The organism is Baekduia sp., from assembly GCF_035996765.1.
In the GTDB taxonomy this organism is placed as follows: domain Bacteria; phylum Actinomycetota; class Thermoleophilia; order Solirubrobacterales; family Solirubrobacteraceae; genus Baekduia.
The window spans coordinates 1-4,310 of sequence record NZ_DASYJG010000087.1 but is presented as its reverse complement, the minus strand read 5'-3'; the positions used below and the strand labels follow the sequence as shown (position 1 = coordinate 4,310).

The 4,310-nt window shown below is 68.4% G+C and carries 5 protein-coding genes and 1 pseudogene; all 6 read left to right on the top strand.

The window, feature by feature from the left end; all coding sequences use genetic code 11:
- On the top strand, window positions 1-271 hold a 271-nt coding region (gene atpE / locus VGO10_RS19225), incomplete at its 5' end, for an ATP synthase F0 subunit C (RefSeq protein WP_327471431.1).
- A gap of 6 nt (window positions 272-277) precedes the next feature.
- Entirely contained in the window at window positions 278-853 is a 576-nt protein-coding gene (gene atpF, locus VGO10_RS19220) for a F0F1 ATP synthase subunit B (protein WP_327471429.1), read from the top strand.
- Window positions 854-1,384 carry an ATP synthase F1 subunit delta gene (atpH, locus tag VGO10_RS19215; protein WP_327471428.1) on the top strand — a complete coding sequence of 177 codons (531 nt, stop codon included), beginning with the start codon at window positions 854-856 and terminating at the stop codon, window positions 1,382-1,384. It abuts the gene before it with no gap.
- A gap of 41 nt (window positions 1,385-1,425) precedes the next feature.
- Window positions 1,426-3,078 carry a F0F1 ATP synthase subunit alpha gene (atpA, locus tag VGO10_RS19210; protein WP_327471426.1) on the top strand — a complete coding sequence of 551 codons (1,653 nt, stop codon included), beginning with the start codon at window positions 1,426-1,428 and terminating at the stop codon, window positions 3,076-3,078.
- Between the two features lie 3 nt (window positions 3,079-3,081).
- Window positions 3,082-3,987, top strand: a complete 906-nt coding sequence (gene atpG / locus VGO10_RS19205; protein WP_327471424.1) for an ATP synthase F1 subunit gamma — start codon at window positions 3,082-3,084, stop codon at window positions 3,985-3,987.
- Between the two features lie 42 nt (window positions 3,988-4,029).
- Window positions 4,030-4,310, top strand: a pseudogene (locus tag VGO10_RS19200) (F0F1 ATP synthase subunit beta); the annotation flags it as partial.

Sequence of the window (4,310 nt, the reverse complement as noted above, 5' to 3'; positions counted from 1 at the left end):
CCAGGTGACCACCCTGGCCCAGGCCGCTGATCCGCAGGAGTACGGCCGCAAGGCCGGCAAGGCGATCGCGCTGGGCATCGGCGCCGGCCTCGGCACCATCGGCCCGGGCGTGGGCGTCGGCTTCATCTTCGGCAAGGTCATCGAGTCCGTGACCCGCCAGCCCGAGATGCGCGACGAGATCACGTCGATCCAGTGGCTGGGCTTCGCACTGACCGAGGCGATCGTCTTCTACGCGTTCATCTTCGGCCTCATCGCCTTCTTCCTCGGCTAGGCACGGATGCTGACCGGCCTCATCACCGCTCTTCCGCTGGCCGCGGCGGACGCCGCGAAGGACAAGAGCAGCAACTTCCTCGTGAGCCCGGACATCGGGCTCATGATCTGGACGCTGATCGTCTTCTTCGTGACGTTCTTGTTGTTGCGCAAGCTGGCCTTCCCGCGCATCTCCGAGGCCCTGGAGAAGCGCCAGCACATGATCGAGGAGTCGATCGACACGGCACAGCGCACCAAGGCTGAGGCCGACGAGATCCTGGCCGAGTACCGCGAGCGCCTCAAAGAGGCTCGCGCCCAGGCCGAGGAGATCGTGGCCCGCGCCCGCAAGGCGGGGGAGGCCACCGAGCGCCAGTCGCTGGAGGCCGCCAAGGAGACGCGGGAGGAGCTGCTGGAGCAGACCCGCCGCGACATCGAGGCCGAGACCCGCCGCGCCATCCAGGAGATCCGCAAGGAAGTGGCCGACCTCACCGTCGCCGCGACCGAGGCCGTCACCCGGAAGACCCTCAACGAGGACGACCAGCGTCGGCTCGTCGAAGAGGCGCTGTCGGAGCTCGACTTCTCGGCCCTGGGGGAGCGCCGCTAGATGGAGGAGATCGCCCAGGTCTACGCGCGATCCCTCTTCGAGGTCGCCAAGGAGCAGGACAAGCTCGACGTCGTCCGCGAGCAGCTCGGCCAGTTCGCCGAGGCGCTCGACGGCAGCCACGATCTGACCACGTTCTTCTTCGCCCCCTACTTCTCCACCGAGGAGAAGGAGCAGGGCCTTGGCAAGCTGCTGGATGGTGTCGACCCCGTGGTCGAGAACTTCCTGCAGCTGCTGATCGAGAACCACCGGATGCCGGCGATCTTCCGTCTGCGTCGCGCCTACGAGGTGCTGTGGGAGCACGAGAACAAGCTCCTGCCGGTCACCATCACGTCGGCCGTCGCGCTGGATGAGACGACGGTCAAGTCCATCGGCGACGCCATCGGCAAGCAGACCGGTCAGCAGATCGAGCTGACCTCGACGGTCGACCCTGATGTTTTGGGTGGCCTGATCGTCCGCGTCGGGAACTCCATCCTCGACGCCTCCATCCGCAACCGCCTCGAGAACCTCCGCCGCAGCGTCGCGCACACCTAGCGCGTCGCACGAGCTCACACCTTCCAAGGAACCCGAATCGCATGCAGATCAAGCCCGACGAGATCACCTCCATCCTGAAGTCCCGCATCGAGGGGCTCGACCAGGGACAGGCCGAGCTGACCGAGGTCGGCACCGTCCTCTCGGTCGCCGACGGCATCGCCCGCATCCACGGGCTCGAGAACTGCATGTCGTTCGAGATGCTCGAGCTGCCCCACGACGTGACGGCGCTCGCGCTCAACCTCGAGTCCGACAACGTCGGCGCCGTGCTCTTCGGCCCGTGGGAGAAGATCGTCGAGGGCGACACGGTCAAGCGCACCGGTCACCTCCTCGACATCCCGGTCGGCGATCAGATGCTCGGCCGCATCGTCTCCCCGCTGGGCATCGCGCTCGACGGCAAGGGTGACATCGAGGTCACCGAGCGCCGCCCGGCCGAGTTCAAGGCCCCGGGCGTCGTCCAGCGCCAGCCGGTCACCGAGCCGATGCAGACGGGCCTGAAGGCCGTCGACTCGATGATCCCGATCGGCCGTGGCCAGCGCGAGCTGATCATCGGCGACCGCCAGTCGGGCAAGACGGCGATCGCGATCGACACGATCATCAACAACAAGGACTCCGACCTCGTCTTCGTCTACGTCGCGATCGGCCAGCGCATGGCCACGGTCGTCGGCATCGCCGAGACGCTGGCCGAGGCCGGCGCCCTGGAGAAGACGATCATCGTCGCCGCAGCCGCCGACGAGGCCGCGCCGATCAAGTTCCTGGCTCCGTACGCCGGCGCCGCGATGGCCGAGTACTTCCTCTACAAGGGCGGCCACGCCGTCGTCACCTACGACGACCTCACCAAGCACGCGTTCGCCTACCGGCAGATGTCGCTGCTGCTGCGCCGCCCGCCGGGCCGCGAGGCGTACCCGGGCGACGTCTTCTACCTCCACAGCCGTCTGCTGGAGCGTGCGGTCAAGCTGAGCGACGCGCTGGGCGGCGGCTCGATGACGGCGCTGCCGATCATCGAGACCCAGGCCGGCGACGTGTCGGCCTACATCCCGACCAACGTGATCTCGATCACCGACGGCCAGATCTTCCTGGAGCCCAAGCTCTTCAACGCGGGCGTGCGCCCGGCGATCAATGTCGGGATCTCTGTTTCACGGGTGGGCGGCAACGCGCAGATCAGCCCGATGAAGAAGGTCGCCGGCCGCCTGAAGATCGAGCTGTCGCAGTACCGCGACCTCGAGGCCTTCGCGCAGTTCGGCTCCGACCTCGATCCCGACACGCAGCGCACGCTGGCCCGCGGCGCGCGCCTGGTGCGCACGCTCAACCAGAACGAGCGCGAGCCGCTGCCGGTCGGCGTGCAGGTCGCCCAGGTCTACGCCGCGACCAACGGCTTCGTCGACCGCATCGACGTCGACCGCATCGGCGAGTTCCTCGACGGCCTCTCGCAGCGTGCGCGCTCCGAGTCCCAGGAGCTGTTGGACAAGATCGCCGGCGGCGACTGGTCCGACGAGACCCAGAAGGCGTTGAAGGACCTCATCTCGACCTTCGCCGACGACTTCGGCTACGACCTCGACGAGGAGGGCCAGCCGCTGTCAGAGGGTGAGAGCGACCGCATCAAGGAGCGCTCCTCCTCCACGCCGCCGCCGGCAGCTTCGGGCGACGAGTCCTCCAGCGACGAGGCCGAGGCGCAGCCGGCCGGGGCCACCGCGTAACGCATGTCGCAGCGCGACGTCAAAAACCGGATCGCCTCGGTCCAGAACATCCGCAAGATCACGCGGGCGATGGAGATGGTCGCCGCCGCCCGCCTGCGTCGCGCGGAGCAGCGCATCGAGCACCTGCGTCCCTACGCCGGGGCCATCCGCCGCATGACGCGCCAGGCGGCCGAGGCGGCGGGTGGGGAGATCGGCGCGCTGCCGATCCTGGCCGAGCACGAGTCGCAGCAGCGCGTCGCGCTCCTGCTCGTCACCGCTGACCGCGGCCTGGCGGGCGCCTTCAACTCGCAGATCATCCGCGCCGGCATCCGCGCCGCACAGGAGTACGAGGAGCAGGGCAAGGAGGTCGTCTTCTGGGCGACCGGCCGCCGCGGTGTCTCGTCGCTGACGTTCCGGGGCCGCGACCCCAAGGGCGCGTTCACCGGCTTCACCGATCGCCCGGCCTACGCCAACGCCCGCGAGGTGGCTGAGGACCTCATGGCCAACTACATCGACAACAACGTCGACAAGGTCGAGATCTTCTACAACGGCTACGTGTCGCCGCTGGTGCAGGAGGTGCGGCGCGAGACGCTGCTGCCGCTGCAGCAGGCGACGATCCTCGAGGGCACCGAGCGTGAGACCGAGGGCGCCGAAGGCGACACCGGCCATCACGCGCTGGTCGAGTACGAGCCCGATCCCGCGGCGATCCTCGAGCGCCTCGTCCCCGACTACGTGGAGATCTCGATCTTCCGCGCGCTCTTGGAGTCCACGGCCTCCGAGCACGGCGCCCGGATGACCGCGATGCGCAGCGCGTCGGAGAACGCCGGCGAGGTCATCGACGACCTGACGCTCGAGATGAACCGCGTCCGCCAGGCGGAGATCACGCAGGAGATCATGGAAGTCGTCGGCGGCGCTGAGGCGCTCACGTAGGCCTACAACAAGACTTAGAACGTCCCAGGAGAACCAGAGATCATGGAAGCCAGCACCACCGAGCGCCCCACCGGCGCTGACACGGGCGAGAAGAACGTCGGCCGCATCGAGGAGATCCAGGGCGTCGTCATCGAGGCCGTCTTCCCCGACAAGCTGCCCCACATCTACAACGCGATCCGCGTGAAGCTGCCCGAGGCCGCGAAGGCCGAGGAAGGCGTCTCCGGCGAGGCCGGCGCGGAGTGGCTGGTCTGCGAGGTCCAGCAGCACCTCGGCGACGACCGCGTCCGCGCGGTCGCGATGGACACCACCGACGGCCTGGCCCG

Coding starts and splice junctions, on each gene's coding strand:
- atpF (WP_327471429.1), top strand. CDS start 278: ATGCTGACCGGCCTCATCACCGCTCTTCCGCTGGCCGCGGCGGACGCC.
- atpH (WP_327471428.1), top strand. CDS start 854: ATGGAGGAGATCGCCCAGGTCTACGCGCGATCCCTCTTCGAGGTCGCC.
- atpA (WP_327471426.1), top strand. CDS start 1,426: ATGCAGATCAAGCCCGACGAGATCACCTCCATCCTGAAGTCCCGCATC.
- atpG (WP_327471424.1), top strand. CDS start 3,082: ATGTCGCAGCGCGACGTCAAAAACCGGATCGCCTCGGTCCAGAACATC.